The following is an 18,181-nucleotide window of genomic DNA, read 5'->3' on the forward strand; positions in this document are numbered from 1 at the left end:
GATCGGGTCGCTGCAACGGAAAGAAACCGCGCCTCCGCCTATTCCCGGACAGGGGCGAGCGACAACAGGCGGCCAGGTCTCCTGGCTTGCGGTTCAACAAACATCGCCCTCGCCTTCCCAGTCCTTGGACCAGTGACGCCGGGATCGCGGACCCGGACGGACGACGTTCTCGCCGCCTACAGTTGCGGGAACAGCCGTGGTGTCTGACCACGTTCCCTAAACCGCCTGTTGGAGGCTATCGCAGGGGGGACAAGCCTGTGCAAGGCTGGCGGAACGGGCTTGAGGCGTCGGTTGCGATCCGTCACCCTAGGGCCACATGAACGCGCCTGTGACCCATCCCCCCGAAATCGCCGCCGCCATCGAAGGCGCGACGCCCTTCATGGCCCAGTATCTGACGGCCAAGGCGGGGCAGACGGACGCCATCCTGTTCTTCCGCATGGGCGACTTCTACGAGCTGTTCTTCAAGGACGCCGAGGTCGCGGCGGCGGCGCTGGGCATCACCCTGACCAAGCGCGGCAAGCATCAGGGCGAGGACATTCCGATGGCCGGGGTGCCGGTCCATGCGCTGGACGGCTATCTGGCCCGTCTGATCCGCATGGGCCACAAGGTCGCCATCTGCGAACAGCTGGAAGACCCCGCCGAGGCCAAGAAGCGCGGCGGCAAGGCCGTGGTGAACCGGGGCGTGGTGCGGGTGGTCACGCCCGGCACCCTGACCGAAGACAGCCTGCTGGATGCCCGCGGCGCCAACCGTCTGGCGGCGGTGGCGGTGCGCAAGGGACGGGCCGCCGTCGCCGTGGTCGAGCTGTCGTCGGGTGCGGTCGACAGCGTCGCCTGTTCGATTGAAGACCTGGGCGCAGCTCTGGCGGCGTTTCGCCCGTCAGAGGTTCTGGTCACCGACCGGATGTATTCTGACGAGACGACGCGCGACGCCCTGAACGGATCGGGCGGCGTGGTCCAGGCCCTGGCCTCGGCCATCGCCGAGCCGCAGGCCGCGCGGACGCGGGTCGAGCGCCTGTACGGCGTGGCGGCCCTGGATGGTTTCGGCGCCTTCGAGGAAGGCGAGGTTTCGGCGCTGGGCCTGATCGCCGCCTATCTGGAGACGACCCAGGCCGGCAAGGTTCCGGCCCTGGCCCCGCCGCGCCGACTGGGCGACAGCGGCTTCCTGGCCATCGACCCGGCGACCCGGACCAGTCTGGAGATCGACCGCACCCAGCGCGGCGAGCGGGAGGGGTCGCTTCTGGCCTGCATCGACCGCACCGTCACATCGGGCGGGGCGCGGGCGCTGGCGGAACGGATCGCCCGGCCCTTGCGTGATCCGTTGGCGATCAACGAACAGCTCGACGCCGTCGAATGGATGCTGGAGCGGCGCGACCTGCGGCGCGACCTGCGCGACGGCCTCAAGGCCTCATCGGACGTGGCCCGCGCCGTCGGGCGTCTGGCGCTGGGACGCGGCGGCCCGCGCGATCTGGCCGCTGTCCGCATCGGCCTGACGATCGCGGAAGGCATCGCCGGTCTGTTTGTCGGTCAGGTTGATCCCCTGACCGGCCAGCCGCGCCGTATCGCCCTGGCGCTGGACCGGCTGACCCTGTCGGCTGACCTGTCGCGGCTGAAGGCTGATCTGGCCGACGGCCTGATCGACGAACCGTCGCACCTGGCCCGCGACGGCGGCTTCGTGCGCCCCGACTATCGCCCCGAACTGGACGCCGCCCGCAGTCTGCGTGACGACAGCCGCCGCGTGGTCGCCGATCTGGAGGCCCGCGCCGTCGCCGAATCCGGCGTGCCGTTCAAGGTCAAGCACAACGCCGTGCTGGGCTATTTCCTGGAGACCTCGGCCAAGACGGCGGAGGGCCTGCTGCGCGCGGGTCCCGACAGCCCCTTCATCCACCGCCAGACCTTGGCCAATCAGGTCCGCTTCACCACCGTCGAACTGTCGGAGCTGGACGCAAAGATCAGTCAGGCCGGACATCGCGCCCTGGCCATCGAGGGCGAGATCTTCGAGGCCTGGCGGCGCGAGATCGCCCGTCTGGCCCAGCCGCTTCAGGCCGTGGCCGAAGCTCTGGCCGAACTGGACGCCCACGCCGCCCTGGCCGAATGGGCGCAGGAGGTCGGCGCCACCCGCCCCGTCGTCGACGACACCCTGGTCTTCTCCGTCGAGGCCGGACGCCACCCCGTGGTCGAGGCGGCGGTGAAGGCGCAAGGGTCGCCCTATACGCCCAACAACGCCCGTCTGGACGGATCGGGTCAGGACTGCGCCCGTCTGGCCATCGTCACCGGACCGAACATGGCGGGTAAGTCGACCTTCCTGCGCCAGAACGCCCTGCTGGTCATCCTGGCCCAGGCCGGGGCCTTCGTGCCTGCGCGTTCGATGCGTCTGGGCGTCGTGGATCGGCTGTTCAGCCGCGTCGGCGCAGGCGACGATCTGGCGCGCGGCCGCTCCACCTTCATGATGGAGATGGTCGAGACCGCCGCCATCCTGACCCAGGCCACGCCCCGCAGCTTCGTCGTGCTGGATGAGATCGGACGCGGCACCGCCACCTATGACGGCCTGGCCATCGCCTGGGCCACCGCCGAGGCCCTGCACGAAACCAACCGCGCCCGCACCCTGTTCGCCACCCATTATCATGAACTGGCCCAGCTGGAGACGCGGCTGGACCACGTCTGCAACCTGTCGATGGTGGCCAAGGAGTGGAACGGCGATCTGGTCTTCCTGCATGAGGCCGCGCCCGGCGCCGCTGACCGGTCCTACGGCGTTCAGGTGGCCAAGCTGGCGGGCGTGCCGTCCTCGGTCGTCGCCCGCGCCCGCTCGGTGCTGGAGCGGCTGGAAGGCGAAAAGGCGGCGACCGCCCGTCTGGACGACCTGCCCCTGTTCGCGCTCGCCGAGCCGGAGCCGATACGCGGACCTTCGATCGTGGAGACGGCGCTGGCGGGCATCGACCCCGACAGCCTAACCCCCCGCGAGGCGCTGGAGGCCCTTTATCGCCTGAGAGGTCTTCTGTAACGGCGCACGAGACGCACGCACGGCGACTGCCTATGTATCGCCCATGACCGCAGCGACGCCGACATTGGACGATCTTCTGGAGGCCGCCGCGCGCGGCGACGATCCGCGCGCCGCCGTCGCCGCCGTGCTGAAGGAAACCTACGCCGCCGCCCGCACGCGGGCCGAACGCCGCCTGTCCGCCGGGGCCAAGGGCCGGGACGTGGCGCGCCTGTACGCCGCCGCCGCTGACGAAATGCTGGGCGCCCTGTGGACGGTGGCGACCAAGGTGTTGTGGCCGGTGTCCGTGGTGGAAAGCGAGCGCCTGTCTCTGGTCGCCGTCGGCGGCTACGGGCGGCGGGTGCTGGCGCCCTATTCGGATCTGGATCTTCTGTTCCTGCGCCCGGCCAAGGCCACGCCGCGCAGCGAGAAGGTGGTGGAGTTCGTCCTCTATGTGCTGTGGGACCTCGGCGTGAAGGTCGGCCAGGCCGTCCGCTCGGTCGAGGAATGCCTGGCCCTGTCGCGCACCGACATGACGGTGCGGACCACGCTTCTGGAGGCGCGCTGGCTGGCGGGCGACGAGGCGCTGGCCCGGCTGATGATCAATCGGTTCCAAGACATGGTGGCCAAGTCCGATCCCCGTCCCTTCATCGCCGCCAAGCTGGAGGAGCGCGCGGTGCGCCACGCCAAGGCCGGGGCCGTCCGCTACAAGGTCGAACCCAACGTCAAGGACGGCAAGGGCGGCCTGCGCGATCTGAACACCCTGTATTGGATCGCACGCTCGCTGGCCCCCGAAAGCCGACTGGGCGCCGCCGTCATGGATCAACTATTGACGGCGCGCGAGCGGCGCATCTCCGACGATGCGTTCGACTTCCTGTGGCGGGTCCGCATCCATCTGCATCTGATCGCCGGGCGGGCCGAGGAGAAGCTGACCTTCGACATGCAGCCCGAGGTGGCGCGCCGCATGGGATGGAGCGGCCGTGGCGACGAACCTGCGGTCGAACGGTTCATGCGCCGCTATTTCCTGATCGCGCGCGATGTGGGCGCCCTGACCCGCGCCATGTCGGCCAAGCTGGAGGCCCGCCATCAGAAGACGGCCCAAGGCCTGTCGCGGCTGATGACGCCTTTCCGCCCCGCCCGCCGCAAGCTGGAGGTCGAAGGCTTCTGGGTCGATCAGGGGCGGTTGTCGATCGAAAGCCAGGAGGTCTTCACCACCGATCCGGTCAAGCTTCTGACCCTGTTCGCCTGCGCCGACCGGCATGATCTGGACCTGCACCCGGACGCCTTTTCGGCGGTGACGCGGTCGCTGTCTCTGGTGACGCCGAAACTGCGGCGCGATCCGGCGGCGACCCGGGCCTTTCTGGATGTTCTGGCCCATGGCCAGAGGCCCTATCGCAGCCTGACCATCATGAATGAGACGGGCCTTTTGGGCCGGTTCCTGCCGGAATGGGGGCGAATCGTCGGCCAGACCCAGTTCAACATGTACCACGCCTATACGGTGGACGAGCATACGCTGCAGGCCATCGGCATCATCAATGACATCGCGCGCGGCAAGCTGAAGACCGACCACCCGATGGCGTCCGAGATCGTGCACCTGATTTCGGACATGGAGGCCCTGATGCTGGCCATGCTGCTGCATGATGTCGGCAAGGGCGGCGAGCGGGGCCAGCTGGAGGACGGCGCCATCGCCGCACGGCGCGCCTGCGAACGTCTGGGCGTCGATCCCCGGCGGATCGAACTGATCGTCTGGCTGGTCCGCAGCCATCTGGCCCTGTCCGACTATGCCCAGAAGCGCGATCTGAGCGACCCGGCGACCATCCGCGCCTTCGCCGAACTGGTCGGCGATCCCGAGCGGCTGCGGATGCTGCTGGTCCTGACCGTGGCCGACATCCGCGCCGTGGGGCCGGGCGTCTGGAACGGCTGGAAGGGACAGTTGATGCGCACCCTCTATGACCGGGTCAACGCCCTGTTCCGGGGCGAAGACGTGGCCAGCGCCGATCCTCTGGCCGACTATGCCGCTCTGGTCGAGCGCGCCCGTTTGACCGGGGCCGCAGCCGAGGCTGTGCCGACGCTGGCGGTCGAGGGCCTGCCGGTCCAGACCACCGAAATCTCCATCGCCGCCGCCGACCGGCCCGGCCTGTTCGCCGACCTGGCCCAGACCATGGCCGCCCTGGGCGCCGACATCACCGACGCCCGCGTGGCAACCAGCGATCAGGGCGTGGTGCTGGACGTCTTCCGCGTGCAGGACGGCGCAGGCCTGCCCTACGGCCAGGCCGAACCGCGAAGGCTCAAGATCCTGGTCGAGGCGCTGGAGAAGGCCGCGCGCGGCGAGGGACGGATCGGCAAGGCGCCCGAACCGGTCGGCAACGCCCGCAAGGCCGCCTTCGAGGTGCGTCCCGTCGTCATGATCGACCACCACGCCAGCGAGACGGCGACGGTGGTCGAGGTGTCGGGCGCCGACCGTCCGGGTCTGCTGGCGGCCCTGTCGCGCGTCTTTAACGACGAGGGGCTGAACATCCGCTCCGCCCATGTCGCCAGCTATGGCGAACGGGCGGTGGACAGCTTCTATGTGGTGGACCGCAAGGGCCGCAAGATCACCTCGGAGCAGCGGATCGACGAGTTGAAGACCGCGCTGGAGGCCGTGCTGGACCGCCGCGCCCCCGCCCCCGCCGGACGCAAGGTCGCCTCCGCCCGCGCCAGCGCCCGCGACGTCTCCGAACTGGGCCGCCGCAGCCCACGCGCAAAGCCGGTATCGCCGGACGCCCAGCCGCGCTAAGCGTCCCACGTCTCTCGCCTTTATCGAATGCCCGCATGAGCCTCGCCCGCAACACTCTGGTTCAGTCGTCGCTCACGCTCGGCAGCCGTCTCCTCGGCTTTGTTCGCGACCTGGCCCTTTCGGCGCGCTTCGGTCAGGGGCCGATGATGGACGCCTTCACCACGGCGTTGATGCTGCCCAACATGTTCCGGCGCCTGTTCGCCGAGGGCGCCTTCGCCCAGGCCTTCGTGCCGGTCTATGGCGGGGTCAAGACGCGTGACGGCGACGAGGCGGCGGCGGTGACGGCGTCCGAGGCCCTCAGCTTCATGCTGGCCATGGTGGCGGGCTTCTGCATCCTGCTGCAGGTCGTCATGCCGTGGATCATGCCGTGGCTGCTGTCCGCCTATCGCGACCAGCCCGAGGTGCTGCGCGCCGCCGTGATCGCGACCCAGCTGGCCATGCCCTATCTGGCCTGTATGACGGTGGCCTCGCTGCTGTCGGGCGTGCTGAACACGGGGGGGCGTTTCGCCCTGTCCGCCGCCGTGCCGGTGTTCCTGAACCTGTGCACCCTGGCCGCGCTGGTCCCGCCCATGTTCCTGCCGATCCCGCAGGAGACGGTTCTGCTGATGGTCGCCACGGCGGTGACCGTCTCAGGCGTCATTCAGGCGGTCCTGTTGTGGTGGGGCGTGCAGCGCCTGGGCGTCCGGCTGAAGATCGGCCTGCCCTGCCTGACCCCGAACGTCCGCCATACGCTGGCCCTGGCCGTGCCCGGCGCGCTGGCGGGCGGCGCGCTGCAGATCAACTCCCTGGTGTCGCAGTTCCTGACCGGGTCGGATGAAGGGGCGCGTTCAGTGCTTTATAACGCCGACCGCCTGTATCAACTGCCGCTGGGTCTGGTGGGCGTCGCCATCGGCCTGGCCCTGGTGCCGCGCCTGACCAAGGCCTTCGTCGCCGGCGACCATGAGGGCGGACAGCGCACGCTGGACGACGGGATCAATCTGGCCATGGCCTTCACCCTGCCCGCCGCCGTCGCCCTGTTCGTCATCCCCTTCTTCATCATCGACGCCACCGTCACGCGCGGCGCCTTCACCTCGGCCGACGCCAGCCGCACCGCCGATGTGCTGCGCCACTTCGCCTGGGGCGTGCCCGCCTTCGTCCTGGCCAAGGTGCTGACCCCGCCCTTCTTCGCGCGTCAGGACACACGCCGCCCGATGATCTTCGCCATCACCAGCGTGGTGATCACCGTGGTCCTGGGGTCGGGTCTGTTCTTCTGGTTCCGCGCTCGGGGCTGGGACGGCGTGCTGGGCCTGGCCATCGCCACCAGCACCTCGGCCTGGGTCAATGTCGCGCTTCTGGGCGGCGTCCTGGTGCGCGAGAACAGCTGGAAGCCCTCTCCCGCCTTCCTGTCGCGCATCAGCCGGGTCTTCGCCGCCAGTCTGGTCATGGCCGCCGCCCTGTTCGCCGCCAGCGTCAACTATGGTCTGCTCAGCCATATCTTTCTGGCCAAGGAGATCGCCGTGCTGATCGTCTGCGGCGTGGGGGCCGTGCTGTACGGGGCGTGTCTGTTCCTGTTCCGGGCCGTCACCGTGTCGGAGCTGAAGGCGACGCTTCGCCGCGAACCCGGCGCCGCCAATGTGTCTGGTCTGGACTGATCGGCCCCGAACCGATAAGCGCGAGGCCATGACGAACTCGGGTTTCATTTTCGATCTGCGATGGCGCGGCTGAAAAGCCGTTCCCTTCACCACGCCTGACACTGATTTTCCGAGATTCAATCCATGACTGACCAGACCCCGGCCCCCGCAGCCCCGGCCTACACCGGCCCGCGCCGCATCCTGTCCGGCATCCAGGCCTCCGGCGCCCTGCACCTGGGCAACTACCTCGGCGCGCTGAAGCGCTTCGTCGAGCTTCAGGACCAGGGCGCGCCGATCTTCGTCTTCGTCGCCGACATGCACGCCATCACCGTCTGGCAGGAGCCGGCCAAGCTGGTGACGCAGCGCCGCGAGATCGCCGCCGCCTATCTGGCCTCGGGTCTGGACCCCAGAAAGACGATCATCTTCCCGCAGTCCGCCGTGCGCGCCCACGCCGAGCTGGCCTGGATTTTCAACTGCGTCGCCCGCCTCGGCTGGCTGGACCGGATGACCCAGTTCAAGGAGAAGTCGGGCAAGCACAAGGAACGCGCCTCGGTCGGCCTCTACACCTATCCGGTGCTGCAGGCGGCGGACATCCTGCTGTACAAGGCGACCGAGGTGCCGGTCGGCGAGGACCAGAAACAGCATTTGGAGCTGACCCGCGACGTCGCCCAGAAGTTCAACAACGACTTCGGCGTGCCCGGCTTCTTCCCCCTGCCCGATCCCGTCATCCAGGGACCGGCGACGCGCGTCATGTCCCTGCGCGACGGCCTGGCGAAAATGTCCAAGTCGGACCCGTCCGACAACAGCCGCATCAACCTGACCGACGACGCCGACACCATCGCCGCCAAGATCAGGAAGGCCAAGACCGACCCCGCGCCCCTGCCCGAGACGCTGGACGAGTTGAACGCGCGCCCCGAGGCCAAGAACCTGGTCGCCATCTACGCCGCCCTGGCAGGCCTGACCCGCGAACAGGTAATCGCCGAGTTCGGCGGTCAGGGCTTCGGCGCCTTCAAGCCGGCGCTGGCTGATCTGGCGGTGTCGTCCATGGCTCCGGTCACGGCCGAGATGCGCCGCCTGTTGAACGACCCGGCCGAGATCGACCGCGTCCTGGCCGACGGCGCCCAGCGCGCCGCCGAGGTCGCCGATCCGGTGATCGAAGAGGTCAAGAAGATCGTCGGCTTCTGGTCGTAACGGTCTGGCGATTTTCGGACGCTGCGTCCGGGCGGACCGTTCCGCCCGGCGCCGTCACCGGCTAGAGGATCGGTCATGAGCCATCCCCTAGACCGCGCCATCTGGAACGCGCTGAACACGCGCCTGTCGCCATTTGCGACACCGGACTCCAACGCCCGCGCCGCCCGCATCGACCCTGAGGTCGGCGTCTTCCTGGCCTGCGCCGACGACACGCCGGACAGCATCGCAGCCTTGAGCGAACTGGCGCGCGCCTATCCGGGCGCGGGCCTGATCGAGGTCGAGGGAACGGCCATCGCGGACGTTCTTCCGGTCGGCGTCGCCGTCGCCAGCCGCATTCCGCTGGTGCAGATGACGGCGCAGTCCCTGACGCCAAGCAGCCGCTCGGTCGCCTATGAAAGCCTGACCGAAGCCGACGCCCCGGCCATGCTGGCGCTGGCGACCCTGACCAAGCCCGGCCCGTTCCGCTCGTCCACGAGCAAACTGGGCCCCTTCATCGGCGTGAAACAGGACGGCGAACTGATCGCCATGGCCGGGCGTCGTCTGCGGGTCGATGGTTTCACCGAACTGAGCGGCATCTGCACCCACCCCGATCACAGGGGCAAAGGTCTGGCGGCGGCTCTGTCGCGCGCCGTGGTCGCCGAGATTCTGGCGACCGGCGAAACCGCCTTCCTGCACGCCTTTGCGGATCACGAGGCGACGATCGCCTTCTACTGCTCGCTGGGCTTCGAAGTTCGGGCGCGGATGACCTATACGGTTCTGGCGGACTGACAGGAGCACGACATGAGCGAGTATGAGGCCAGGATCATCTGGGAACGCGGCGATCAGCCCTTCCTGGACAAGCGCTACAGCCGCGCCCACACCTGGACCTTCGACGGCGGCGCGGTCGTGCCAGGGTCGTCGGCGCCCTCCAGCGTGCCCCTGCCGATGTCGGACGACGCCGCCGTCGATCCGGAAGAGGCGATGATCGCCTCCCTGTCCAGCTGCCACATGCTGTGGTTCCTGGCCTTCGCCGCCAACGCCGGTCTGGTGATCGACGCCTATACGGACGAGGCGTCGGGCAAGATGGGCAAGGACGAGAACGGCCGCCGCTATCTGGCCGAGGTCACCTTACGCCCCTACACCAGCTTCAGCGGGCGCGAACCGGATCAGCAAGAGATCGACGCCCTGCACCATCAGGCGCACGACCACTGCGAAATGGCCCATTCGGTGCGGGCCAGAATCAACATTGAGGCGCGGCTGGGTTAGGCGACCTCCTCCTCGACCAATGAGCGGAAGATGGCGTGCGCCGCCGTCATCCCGTCCGAGGTCGCCAGGGTGATGTTCGACGCCGCCCGCGCCAGATCGCCCGCCGCGAAGACGCCCGGCTGGGTGGTCTGCTGCAGACCGTCCACCTTGATGATCCGGCCCATGGGCGTGTCGGTCATCTCGCAGCCCAGCCGTTCCGCAAACGGACTGGCGACACGGACATTGGCGCCGACGAAGATCGCCTTCAGCGGCATGAACCGACCATCGATCAGACGCGCGCCGGTCAGGGTCGGGGCCTCGCCTTCCAGCGCGGCGATGGGCGTCGGCTCGATGGTCACGCCCCGGCGATACAGTTTGTGCGCATCCTCGGGCGACAGCGGATTGGACAGGTCCATGAACAGGGTCACCTGGCCCCATTCGGCGACGGTGATCGCGTACTGAACGGCGTGCTCGCCCCGCCCCAGAACACCGATGGGGCCTGCCCCCACCTCATAGCCATGACACCAGGGGCAATGCAGCGCGGTGCGGCCCCAGCGCTCCTTGACGCCCGGAATATCGGCCAGAACATCCTCGACCCCATGCGACAGCAGAAGACGCCGTCCGCGGGTCCGCGTGCCATCGGCGAAAGCGACCGAGAACCCGCCGTCGATCCGTTCGACCTCAACCGCCTCGGCCATGCGGAAGGCGGCCGTCGGATAGGCCGACACCTGGGCGCGGGCGGCGGCGGCGATCTCGGCGCCCGGCTTGCCGTCATTGGCCAGAAAACCATGGGCGCGGGCGGCGAAACGGTTCCTCGGCCTGCCGTCGTCGATGACCAGCACCCGGCGGCGCGCGCGCACCAGCTGCATGGCCGCCGACAGACCGGCGTAGGAGCCCCCGATGATCACGGCGTCATGGGGCATGGATTCAAGCTTTCCCGTGGTGGGCATGGAGACGATCTCTTTCAGGATGGGCGGCCATCCGGCGCGAGAAATCCGCCGCCAGATCAGCCAGTGTGATGTCGTTCAGTCGTGCGACCAGCAGGGCGCGCGCTGCCGCGTAGGTTTCGGCCAGTGCGTCATTGACCGCCGCCTCGACCAGACAACCGTCGGCTTCGACCGGCGGGGTTTCGGGAAACAGGCCCGGCTCGCCCAGCGCCAGATTGACCTGGCCCAGGGTGACCTGATCCAGCGGCCGCGCCAGACGCCAGCCGCCGCCGTGCCCCTTCTCCGACGCCACCAGCCCCTGTTCACGTAGTCCCGCCATGGTCCGGCGCACCACGACCGGATTGGTCGACAGGCAGGTCGCCAGCATGTCGGACGTCATGGGCGCGCCGTGACGCGTCTCATGCTCGGCCATGTGCAGCAGGGCGTGAAGGATGTTGGAGAGCCGGCTGTCGCGCTTCATGTAACTTCAATTGTTACGTGACAGTTCGAACGTCAAGGCATGACGCCCAGATTCTTTTTCAGTTGTGGGGCGCCACGTCCGTCAGGAAGGCGCCGAAGCGACGCAGCGCCTCCAGCGTCAGTTCCGGGTCATGGCGCATCGGGCCGTTGTTGGTCGGCTCATCAAAGGCGTGGGTGCCGACGGCGACCCAGCTTTCCACCTCCGCGCCGCAGTTGCGGATCATGGCGTTGACCAGTTCGGCGTTGCGCACGGTGGTCAGGTGGTCGCTCTTGCAGGTGACGGCCAGAACCTTGGGGCAATGCCGCCACGGCTTCATCTTGTTGAAGGCGAACGGCCCGATATAGGGGTACATCAGCCAGACCGCCTTGACGCCCGACAGGTCCACGTCGCCGGGATTGGACACGCCCAGCGTATGGGGCGCGCGATCCGCGCTCATCATCTCCATGATTGACCAGCCGCCGTGGCTCCAGCCGCCCAGGGCCAGTCTGGTCTCGTCGACATCGGGCCGCGCCGAAACCCCCTGGATCACCGCCAGCACGTCGCCCGCCCGCTCATTGCCCCGCAGCAGCAAGCCGGTGCAGACCGTGGTCAGGGTGAAGGCTCGCCCCCAGCCGCGCGGGCCGTAGGAATCAATGATGAAGGCCCGCCAGCCCGCCGCCTTGGCCGCCTCGGCATAGCGCGGCAGGTGATCGCGCAACCCCCCGCAGCCGTGGAACATCAGCACCGCAGGCCGGGGCCTGTCGTCGTCCGGGCCGACGACGGTGATGTGCGGTTCAAGTTTGGCCCAGCGGCTGTTCAGGTCGTCCATGCAGCGATTTACGCCGCGTCTTGCGGACGAAAACCAGCCCCTCTTGAACATTTAGACATATCGATATATCTAATCGTTCGTGAATAGATATATCGAAAAGGAAATGACGATGCGATCCAAGGGGATCTTCACTCACCACCGCCGCCACGAAGGCGGCGAACATCACGGCCACGGCCATTTCGGTCACTTCATGAAACGCGGCATGCGCGGCGGCGGCTTTGGCCGCGGCTGGGAACGCGGCGAGGGCGATGCGCGGGGCCACGGCCGACGCGGCGGCGGCCGCCTGTTCGACCACGGGACCCTGCGCTGGCTGCTGCTGTCGCTGATCGCGGAAAAGCCCAGCCACGGCTATGAGCTGATCAAGGCCGTCGAAACCAAACTGGGCGGCGCCTATTCGCCCAGCCCCGGCGTCATCTACCCCAGCCTGACCCTGCTCGAGGAAATGGGCGCCTTGGTTTCCGTCACCGAGGGCGGCAAGAAACAGTATTCGATCACGGACGCCGGCCGGGTTCTGCTGACCGAGAACGCCGAGGCCATTGCTTCGGTCCAGGCGACGATGGCCAAATTCTCCGCCCACGCCCTGCGTCCGGAAGCCATCCAGACCGCCATCGGGCGGCTGCGCAACACCATTCAAGGCCGTCTGGCAGGTGAAACGGCCCTGACCGAGGCTCAGATCGAAGCCATGGCCGCCATTCTGAATGAGGCTGCAGATCGGATTGAAAAGGCATGACGGACGCTCTGCGCATACCCCGCCGTGTCCGCCACGACCTGAAGTTCCGCGCCCTGAAGGTCGTGTCGATCGAAGATCTGACGCCCAGCCTGCGCCGGATCGTGCTGGGCGGCGACGCTCTGGAAGGCTTCATCTCCCTGGGCTTCGACGACCATGTGAAGCTGTTTCCGCCCAAGCCGGGCAAGCCCCTGGTCCTGCCGACGGTTGGACCGGACGGCCCGGTCTTTCCCGAGCCGCGCCCGGCCGCACGCGACTACACTCCGCGCGCCTACAACCCCGCGACACAACAGCTGACGATTGATTTCGTCACCGGCCACGGCGGTCCGGCGACCGAGTGGGCCGAGATGGCCGGGCCGGGCGCCATCGTCGGAGTCGGCGGTCCGCGCGGCTCGCTGATCGTGCCGACAGCCTTCCAGAATCATCTATTGATTGGCGACGAGACCGCCCTGCCCGCCATCGCCCGGCGGCTGGAGGAGTTGCCCGCTACCGTGCGCGCCCTGGTCATCGTCGAGGTGGATGACGCCGCGTCGAAACTGCCGCTGACCAGCGCCGCCGACCTGACCCTGGTCTGGGTCGAACGCAATGGCCGCCCGCGCGCCCAGGCGGATGCCCTGGTCGAGGCAGTCGCACGGTCCGCCGCAGACGTCGATCCGTCCGACGCCTATGTCTGGATCGCCGCAGAATCCCTGGTCGCCAAGGCGCTGCGGGCGCAGGTCGTGGCCATGGGCTTCAACTCCAAAACCATGAAGGCCGCAGGCTATTGGCGCAAAGGCGCGGTCGGCGCCCACGAAGTCATCGAGGACTGATCGATCAGAAGAGAAGGCGCTCAAGCCGCGAGCGTAGGCGCCCTCTCTTCCCAACATTCAGTGTCTGAACACACGCACGCCGGTGAAGGCCATAGCGATTCCCTTCTCGTCCGCGGCGGCGATCACCTCGGGGTCGCGCATGGAGCCGCCCGGCTGGATCACCGCGGTGGCGCCCGCCGCGACCGCTTCCAGCAGGCCGTCGGCGAACGGGAAGAAGGCTTCCGACGCACAGGCCGAACCCTCGGCCAGCGATTGCGTCAGCCCCTTGGCCTCACCCGCCTCCTTGGCGCGGATGGCGGCGATGCGGGCGGAATCACGACGGTTCATCTGGCCGGCGCCGATGCCCGCCGTCTGACCATCCTTGGCATAGACGATGGCGTTGGACTTGACGTGCTTGGCCACGGTGAAGGCGAACAGCATGTCCTGGATCTCGGTCGGCGTCGGCTGGCGACGCGTGACGATCTTCAGGTCGCTGGGCTTGATCAGGGACCGGTCGCGCGACTGGACCAGGAAGCCCCCGGCGACCGAACGGAACACCTCGCCCGGACCATGCGGATCGGGCAGGCCGTTGGTGATCAACAGGCGCAGGTTCTTCTTGGCGGCGAAGACTTCCTTGGCCTCGTCGTCGGCGCCTGGCGCGATGACGACTTCGGTGAAGATGCCGGTGATGGCGCGGGCGTCATCGCCGTTCAGCGGACGATTGACCGCAATCACCCCGCCGAAGGCCGAGACCGCATCGCATTCCAGCGCGCGGGCATAGGCTTCCGACAGATCCTTGCCGACCGCCACGCCGCACGGGTTGGCGTGTTTGACGATGACGACGGCGGGCTGTTCGAACTCGGCGACCAGCTCATAGGCGGCGTCGGCGTCGGCGATGTTGTTGTAGCCCAGCTCCTTGCCCTGCACCTGTTCGGCATAGGCCACGCCCGGACGACGTTCGCCCGTGCGGTAGAAGGCGCCCGTCTGGTGCGGGTTCTCGCCGTAGCGCAGGGTCTGGGCCAGCGAACCGGCGATGGATTTGCGCGCCGGGGCCGCATCTTCGACCTGACCGGCGAACCACCCGGAGACGGCGGCGTCATAGGCGGCGGTGCGGGCGAAGGCGCGCGCGGCCAGACGCTTGCGCAGGGCCAGATCCGTCGAACCCTCGGCCTTCAGCGCCTCAAGGATCAAGTCGATGGAGACAGCATCCACAGCGACGGCGACATAGCCGTGGTTCTTGGAGCCGGAGCGGATCATGGCCGGGCCGCCGATGTCGATGTTCTCGACCGCCGCCTCGAACGAGCCGCCTGCATCAACCGTTGATTCAAACGGATAGAGGTCGATCCAGACGATGTCGATGGCGCCGATGCCGTGGTCGGTCATGGCCTTGGCGTGGTCGCCGGCGTCGCGCACGCCCAGCAGACCGCCGTGGACGATGGGGTGCAGGGTCTTGACCCGGCCGTCCATCATCTCGGGGAAGCCCGTCAGGTCTGCCACATCCTTGACCGGCAGGCCCAGCTTCTCGATCGCCGCGCGCGTGCCGCCGGTCGAGACCAGTTCGACGCCCAGATCATGCAGGGCGCGGGCCGCATCCTCCAACCCGGCCTTGTCGGACAGGGAGATCAGGGCGCGTTGCGGCTTGACCCGGTCAGGGGCGGGCGGAAAGTCGGGAGCGGCAGGCATGGCGGCGTCCGTGGATGCTGGAGGAGGATGGCGCGGCGTCTAGCATCACCTTGCCAAACAGTCACCGGCAGAGGGCGATTGTATTACGCCTGTTGACTCATCCTTAACATTTCAGCGCTATACAGATGATCGGCTGCAGAAGAGGCTCCGATGACAACACGGGTTGTAAGCATTCGCATGGGCGTCGAAAAACTGGCGCTGCTCGACGAATTGGCACGCCGAAATAAGTTAAACCGCAATCAGATGGTGACGTCACTTATCGACAGCGCCATTCGACTTGCACGCGAAACTGACGATAAGGGCGACTTACGCGGCATGCGTCGTGTGGAAAGATTCGATCTTCCATGAAACGACAAACAGACATCACCGCCCTAGCTTTTTTCAGCCTGATTGCGTTAGCGCTGCTACTTGCTGCGCTGTACGGATACAGACTTGAGTTGCCCTGGATGACGTTCGAACCGGCTCAATCTCAAACGCTCACAAACACAAAAATCTAGCTCGGATCGCCGCTCGCGCCCGCCGGGCTCAGCTTCCAGCGGATCTTGGTTTCGCTGTCGGTGCGGGCCGAGCCGCGCACCACGATCTGCAAGGACCGCCTCGTCAGGCCCTCGTCGATATGAACGCTGGGTTCGATGGCGACGTCGGGACCATCGGTCCTGAACCACCAGCCCCGGCCCGAGGCGCCGCGCAGCAGGATCGAGCGGCGGTCGCGGGCCAGCGAGGCCTGCACCCCCGGCTCCAGATGGAAGCGGATGGCGTAGGGGGCGGCGATCTGACGGACGATCTCCTTGCGGCCCGGCGTCGGGAACAGCTTCTCCTCCGCCCGCAGTTCGTCCAGCTTCTGATCCAGATAAAGGCGACGCTGATGGTTCAGGCCGAACAGTTCGGTCCAGCCGTCATGCTCCATCTCCAGCCAGACAGCGCCGTCTCCCTGACGCTGTTCGGACACGGAATGGATGGGCGGCCCGACCAGACGCGGCCCCAGAAGCTCGCTCTTCCAGCCGCCCAGCGGTTCGTTCAATGACCGTTCGCCCAGCGTCAGGGTCGAATGCCCCGGCGTCAGGCGCAGCGCCTGTCGATCCGTCGCCGCGGGCGTCCAGCCCGAACCCGTGACCAGCCGGTCCTTTCCGCAGGCGATCTCCAGCGCCATCGGCTGGGCGCAGGCGGCAGAGCCCCAGGCGCCCTTGGGCGGGGCGGCCGTGTCGGCGATGATGGTCAGCAGCGGGCTGGCGATGCGGGTCAGCCCGCCGACCGTCGCCTCAACCGGAGCCGAGGCCTCGTCCGGCGTCTGCTCGTCATGGGCGCGGGCGGCGGCCACGCGCGCCGCCGTGGACGGTCCACCGCCCTGGAAACCGGCCAGACGCCCGTCCGGCAGGGTCAGGGTGCGCAAACCCTTGGTCAGGCGGGCGATGGCGGAGGTGACGGCCTCGGGCGCCGGTTCGGACAACTGGGCCAGGGCGTCATCCAGCGTCAGCAGGTCCAGCAACAGCTCCAGCCCCGCCTCGGGACTGCGGGTGGCGTGCGATCCGTCCGCCAGAACCGTCGAACCCAGAGCGCCGCTGAGGCCCGACAGGGCGCGGCGGCGCAGGCCCTGACCGACATTGCCCGCCAGCACGCATCCGGCGATGGCGGCGGCGACGCAGCGCTCGGCCCGCGTGGCCAGCCCGCCGGGGGGGCGCAGCAACTGACGCGTCTGGCGGGCCAGACTGTCGGCCAGACGCAGGTGCTCGGCTTCGGTCGCCACGGCGCCCATCTTGCGCGCCGCGCAGGACAGATTGATCACCCGGCGCGGCAGGGTCTCGGTTCCCCAGGCGAAGGGCGACCAGCGAGAGAAGGCGTCCTGCCAGGCCAGGGTCAGCCGCAGGGCCTCGCGGGCGCCGCGCTCCCCTTGCGCCATCAGGCCCGGCAACCAGGCGAAGGCGTGAAGTTGCACCGCGAACGGACGCGACGGGCTGGGCCGGTTCCAGGGATCGGCGGGTGGTTCGACCTCCATCGAGGCCCCCGCCAGAATATAGCGCCCGACCAGAACGCCCTTGCCCGGCGCGGGATCATGCGGGCGGAAATCGCGCGGCGTGGCGGCGAAGCTGGTCACCTTGCCGCCGCCCAGCGTCAGCCCATAGCCCGGCAGGCCGTAAAGCTCGATCCAGACCTGACGCGTCACCAGCCGCCCGGCGATGGCGGGCCACAGGGCGGCGCCGGCCTTGGAATCACCCGCGCGCACCGGCGTGCGCACAGGCACGCCCGGCAGGCCGGGGATGTGGCCCGTCGACACATCAGGCCCGCCGTCGCGGGGCGCGAAGGGACCCAGCGGGCTCACGCGGCGTCCGGGGCGGCCTTGAGGGCGGCGATATTGGCCGCATAGTCGCCCTTGAACACGAACGACCCGGCGACCAGCGCGTCGGCGCCCGCCGCGACACAGGCCGCCGCATTGGCCGAGGTCACGCCGCCGTCAACCTGCAGGTGGGCCGCCGATCCGGCGCGATCCAGAATGGCGCGCGCCGCCCCGATCTTGCGCAGCGAACTGTCGATGAATTTCTGCCCGCCGAAGCCGGGATTGACCGACATGATCAGAACCAGATCAACCAGATCGACCACTTCCTCAAGGATCGACAGGGGCGTGCCCGGATTGAACACCAGCCCGGCCTTGGCGCCCAGCTGACGGATGCGGCCCAGGGTGCGGTGGACATGCGGGCCGCTTTCGGGGTGGACCGACAGGATGTCGGCCCCCGCCTCACGGAAGGCCTCCAGCCACGGATCGACCGGCGCGACCATCAGGTGCACGTCGAACGGCAGGCTGGTGTGGGGCCGCAGCGACTTCATGATGTCGGGGCCCAGGGTGATGTTGGGCACGAAATGGCCGTCCATCACATCGACATGAACCCAGTCGGCGCCAGCCGCCTCCAGCGCGCGGACTTCTTCACCCAGCCGCGAGAAGTCGCTGGCGAGGATGGACGGACAGATCAGGGGAGTAACGGCCATGACCTTCGGATAAG

The 18,181-nt window shown here is 68.2% G+C and carries 15 protein-coding genes and 1 riboswitch; of the genes, 9 read left to right on the plus strand and 6 right to left on the minus strand.

The window, feature by feature from the left end; genetic code table 11:
* Positions 1 to 53: 53 nt before the first annotated feature.
* Positions 54 to 241: riboswitch (cobalamin riboswitch) on the minus strand.
* Between the two features lie 75 nt (positions 242 to 316).
* The 6 genes from mutS to KWG56_RS14390 all read left to right on the plus strand — a co-directional run bounded on the left by mutS (position 317) and on the right by KWG56_RS14390 (position 9,796).
* Positions 317 to 2,998 (plus strand): DNA mismatch repair protein MutS, encoded by a 2,682-nt coding sequence (gene mutS, locus KWG56_RS14365; protein WP_219352651.1) that lies wholly within the window; start codon positions 317 to 319, stop codon positions 2,996 to 2,998.
* A gap of 43 nt (positions 2,999 to 3,041) precedes the next feature.
* Entirely contained in the window at positions 3,042 to 5,750 is a 2,709-nt protein-coding gene (gene glnD / locus KWG56_RS14370; protein ID WP_219352652.1) for a [protein-PII] uridylyltransferase, read from the plus strand.
* A gap of 35 nt (positions 5,751 to 5,785) precedes the next feature.
* Positions 5,786 to 7,381 carry a murein biosynthesis integral membrane protein MurJ gene (gene murJ, locus KWG56_RS14375; protein WP_219352653.1) on the plus strand — a complete coding sequence of 532 codons (1,596 nt, stop codon included), beginning with the start codon at positions 5,786 to 5,788 and terminating at the stop codon, positions 7,379 to 7,381.
* Between the two features lie 123 nt (positions 7,382 to 7,504).
* A complete protein-coding gene (gene trpS, locus KWG56_RS14380) occupies positions 7,505 to 8,551 on the plus strand; it encodes a tryptophan--tRNA ligase (protein WP_219352654.1) in 1,047 nt (348 codons plus the stop codon).
* A gap of 75 nt (positions 8,552 to 8,626) precedes the next feature.
* The gene (locus tag KWG56_RS14385; protein WP_219352655.1) at positions 8,627 to 9,319 is read left to right on the plus strand and encodes a GNAT family N-acetyltransferase; all 693 of its coding nucleotides are present in this window, start codon (positions 8,627 to 8,629) and stop codon (positions 9,317 to 9,319) included.
* A 12-nt stretch (positions 9,320 to 9,331) separates the two neighbouring features.
* A complete protein-coding gene (locus tag KWG56_RS14390) occupies positions 9,332 to 9,796 on the plus strand; it encodes an OsmC family protein (RefSeq protein ID WP_219352656.1) in 465 nt (154 codons plus the stop codon).
* Here the strand turns inward: KWG56_RS14390 and KWG56_RS14395 are convergent.
* Genes KWG56_RS14395 through KWG56_RS14405 form a run of 3 tightly spaced genes read right to left on the minus strand, consistent with a single transcriptional unit; the run spans position 9,793 to position 11,990 of the window.
* Positions 9,793 to 10,725: an NAD(P)/FAD-dependent oxidoreductase gene (locus KWG56_RS14395; protein ID WP_244999527.1), complete on the minus strand. Its 933-nt coding sequence runs from the start codon at positions 10,723 to 10,725 to the stop codon at positions 9,793 to 9,795. The two genes, KWG56_RS14390 and KWG56_RS14395, sit on opposite strands and share 4 nt — an antisense overlap.
* The gene (locus tag KWG56_RS14400) at positions 10,703 to 11,182 is read right to left on the minus strand and encodes an Rrf2 family transcriptional regulator (RefSeq protein ID WP_201098714.1); all 480 of its coding nucleotides are present in this window, start codon (positions 11,180 to 11,182) and stop codon (positions 10,703 to 10,705) included. The genes KWG56_RS14395 and KWG56_RS14400 overlap by 23 nt, the downstream gene beginning before the upstream one ends.
* Positions 11,183 to 11,240: 58 nt before the next feature.
* Complete coding sequence (locus tag KWG56_RS14405; RefSeq protein WP_219352657.1) at positions 11,241 to 11,990, minus strand: dienelactone hydrolase family protein; 750 nt, start codon at positions 11,988 to 11,990, stop codon at positions 11,241 to 11,243.
* Between the two features lie 103 nt (positions 11,991 to 12,093).
* Here KWG56_RS14405 and KWG56_RS14410 point away from each other — a divergent pair, with 103 nt between their 5' ends.
* Positions 12,094 to 12,720 (plus strand): PadR family transcriptional regulator, encoded by a 627-nt coding sequence (locus KWG56_RS14410; protein WP_244999528.1) that lies wholly within the window; start codon positions 12,094 to 12,096, stop codon positions 12,718 to 12,720.
* A complete protein-coding gene (locus tag KWG56_RS14415; RefSeq protein WP_219352658.1) occupies positions 12,717 to 13,526 on the plus strand; it encodes a siderophore-interacting protein in 810 nt (269 codons plus the stop codon). The genes KWG56_RS14410 and KWG56_RS14415 overlap by 4 nt, the downstream gene beginning before the upstream one ends.
* A gap of 57 nt (positions 13,527 to 13,583) precedes the next feature.
* Here KWG56_RS14415 and purH read toward each other — a convergent pair whose 3' ends face one another.
* Positions 13,584 to 15,188, minus strand: coding sequence for a bifunctional phosphoribosylaminoimidazolecarboxamide formyltransferase/IMP cyclohydrolase (purH, locus tag KWG56_RS14420; protein WP_219352659.1), 1,605 nt, complete (start codon positions 15,186 to 15,188; stop codon positions 13,584 to 13,586).
* Positions 15,189 to 15,338: 150 nt separating this feature from the next.
* Here purH and KWG56_RS14425 point away from each other — a divergent pair, with 150 nt between their 5' ends.
* A complete protein-coding gene (locus KWG56_RS14425; protein ID WP_219352660.1) occupies positions 15,339 to 15,536 on the plus strand; it encodes a hypothetical protein in 198 nt (65 codons plus the stop codon).
* A gap of 145 nt (positions 15,537 to 15,681) precedes the next feature.
* Here KWG56_RS14425 and KWG56_RS14430 read toward each other — a convergent pair whose 3' ends face one another.
* Positions 15,682 to 17,505, minus strand: coding sequence for a heparinase II/III family protein (locus KWG56_RS14430; protein ID WP_219352661.1), 1,824 nt, complete (start codon positions 17,503 to 17,505; stop codon positions 15,682 to 15,684).
* Positions 17,502 to 18,167, minus strand: a complete 666-nt coding sequence (gene rpe / locus KWG56_RS14435; protein ID WP_219352662.1) for a ribulose-phosphate 3-epimerase — start codon at positions 18,165 to 18,167, stop codon at positions 17,502 to 17,504. Before rpe ends, KWG56_RS14430 begins: the two co-directional genes overlap by 4 nt.
* Positions 18,168 to 18,181 lie beyond the last annotated feature (14 nt).

It is taken from the genome of Brevundimonas nasdae (genome assembly GCF_019395145.1).
Lineage (GTDB): Bacteria > Pseudomonadota > Alphaproteobacteria > Caulobacterales > Caulobacteraceae > Brevundimonas > Brevundimonas nasdae.

Bases quoted from the DNA above. Each gene is read 5' to 3' on its own strand.
- KWG56_RS14400 (WP_201098714.1), bottom strand. From the start codon at position 11,182: ATGAAGCGCGACAGCCGGCTCTCCAACATCCTTCACGCCCTGCTGCAC.
- KWG56_RS14410 (WP_244999528.1), top strand. From the start codon at position 12,094: ATGACGATGCGATCCAAGGGGATCTTCACTCACCACCGCCGCCACGAA.
- rpe (WP_219352662.1), bottom strand. From the start codon at position 18,167: ATGGCCGTTACTCCCCTGATCTGTCCGTCCATCCTCGCCAGCGACTTC.
- murJ (WP_219352653.1), top strand. From the start codon at position 5,786: ATGAGCCTCGCCCGCAACACTCTGGTTCAGTCGTCGCTCACGCTCGGC.
- KWG56_RS14425 (WP_219352660.1), top strand. From the start codon at position 15,339: ATGACAACACGGGTTGTAAGCATTCGCATGGGCGTCGAAAAACTGGCG.
- trpS (WP_219352654.1), top strand. From the start codon at position 7,505: ATGACTGACCAGACCCCGGCCCCCGCAGCCCCGGCCTACACCGGCCCG.
- KWG56_RS14390 (WP_219352656.1), top strand. From the start codon at position 9,332: ATGAGCGAGTATGAGGCCAGGATCATCTGGGAACGCGGCGATCAGCCC.
- mutS (WP_219352651.1), top strand. From the start codon at position 317: ATGAACGCGCCTGTGACCCATCCCCCCGAAATCGCCGCCGCCATCGAA.
- KWG56_RS14385 (WP_219352655.1), top strand. From the start codon at position 8,627: ATGAGCCATCCCCTAGACCGCGCCATCTGGAACGCGCTGAACACGCGC.
- purH (WP_219352659.1), bottom strand. From the start codon at position 15,188: ATGCCTGCCGCTCCCGACTTTCCGCCCGCCCCTGACCGGGTCAAGCCG.
- glnD (WP_219352652.1), top strand. From the start codon at position 3,042: ATGACCGCAGCGACGCCGACATTGGACGATCTTCTGGAGGCCGCCGCG.
- KWG56_RS14405 (WP_219352657.1), bottom strand. From the start codon at position 11,990: ATGGACGACCTGAACAGCCGCTGGGCCAAACTTGAACCGCACATCACC.
- KWG56_RS14395 (WP_244999527.1), bottom strand. From the start codon at position 10,725: ATGCCCACCACGGGAAAGCTTGAATCCATGCCCCATGACGCCGTGATC.
- KWG56_RS14415 (WP_219352658.1), top strand. From the start codon at position 12,717: ATGACGGACGCTCTGCGCATACCCCGCCGTGTCCGCCACGACCTGAAG.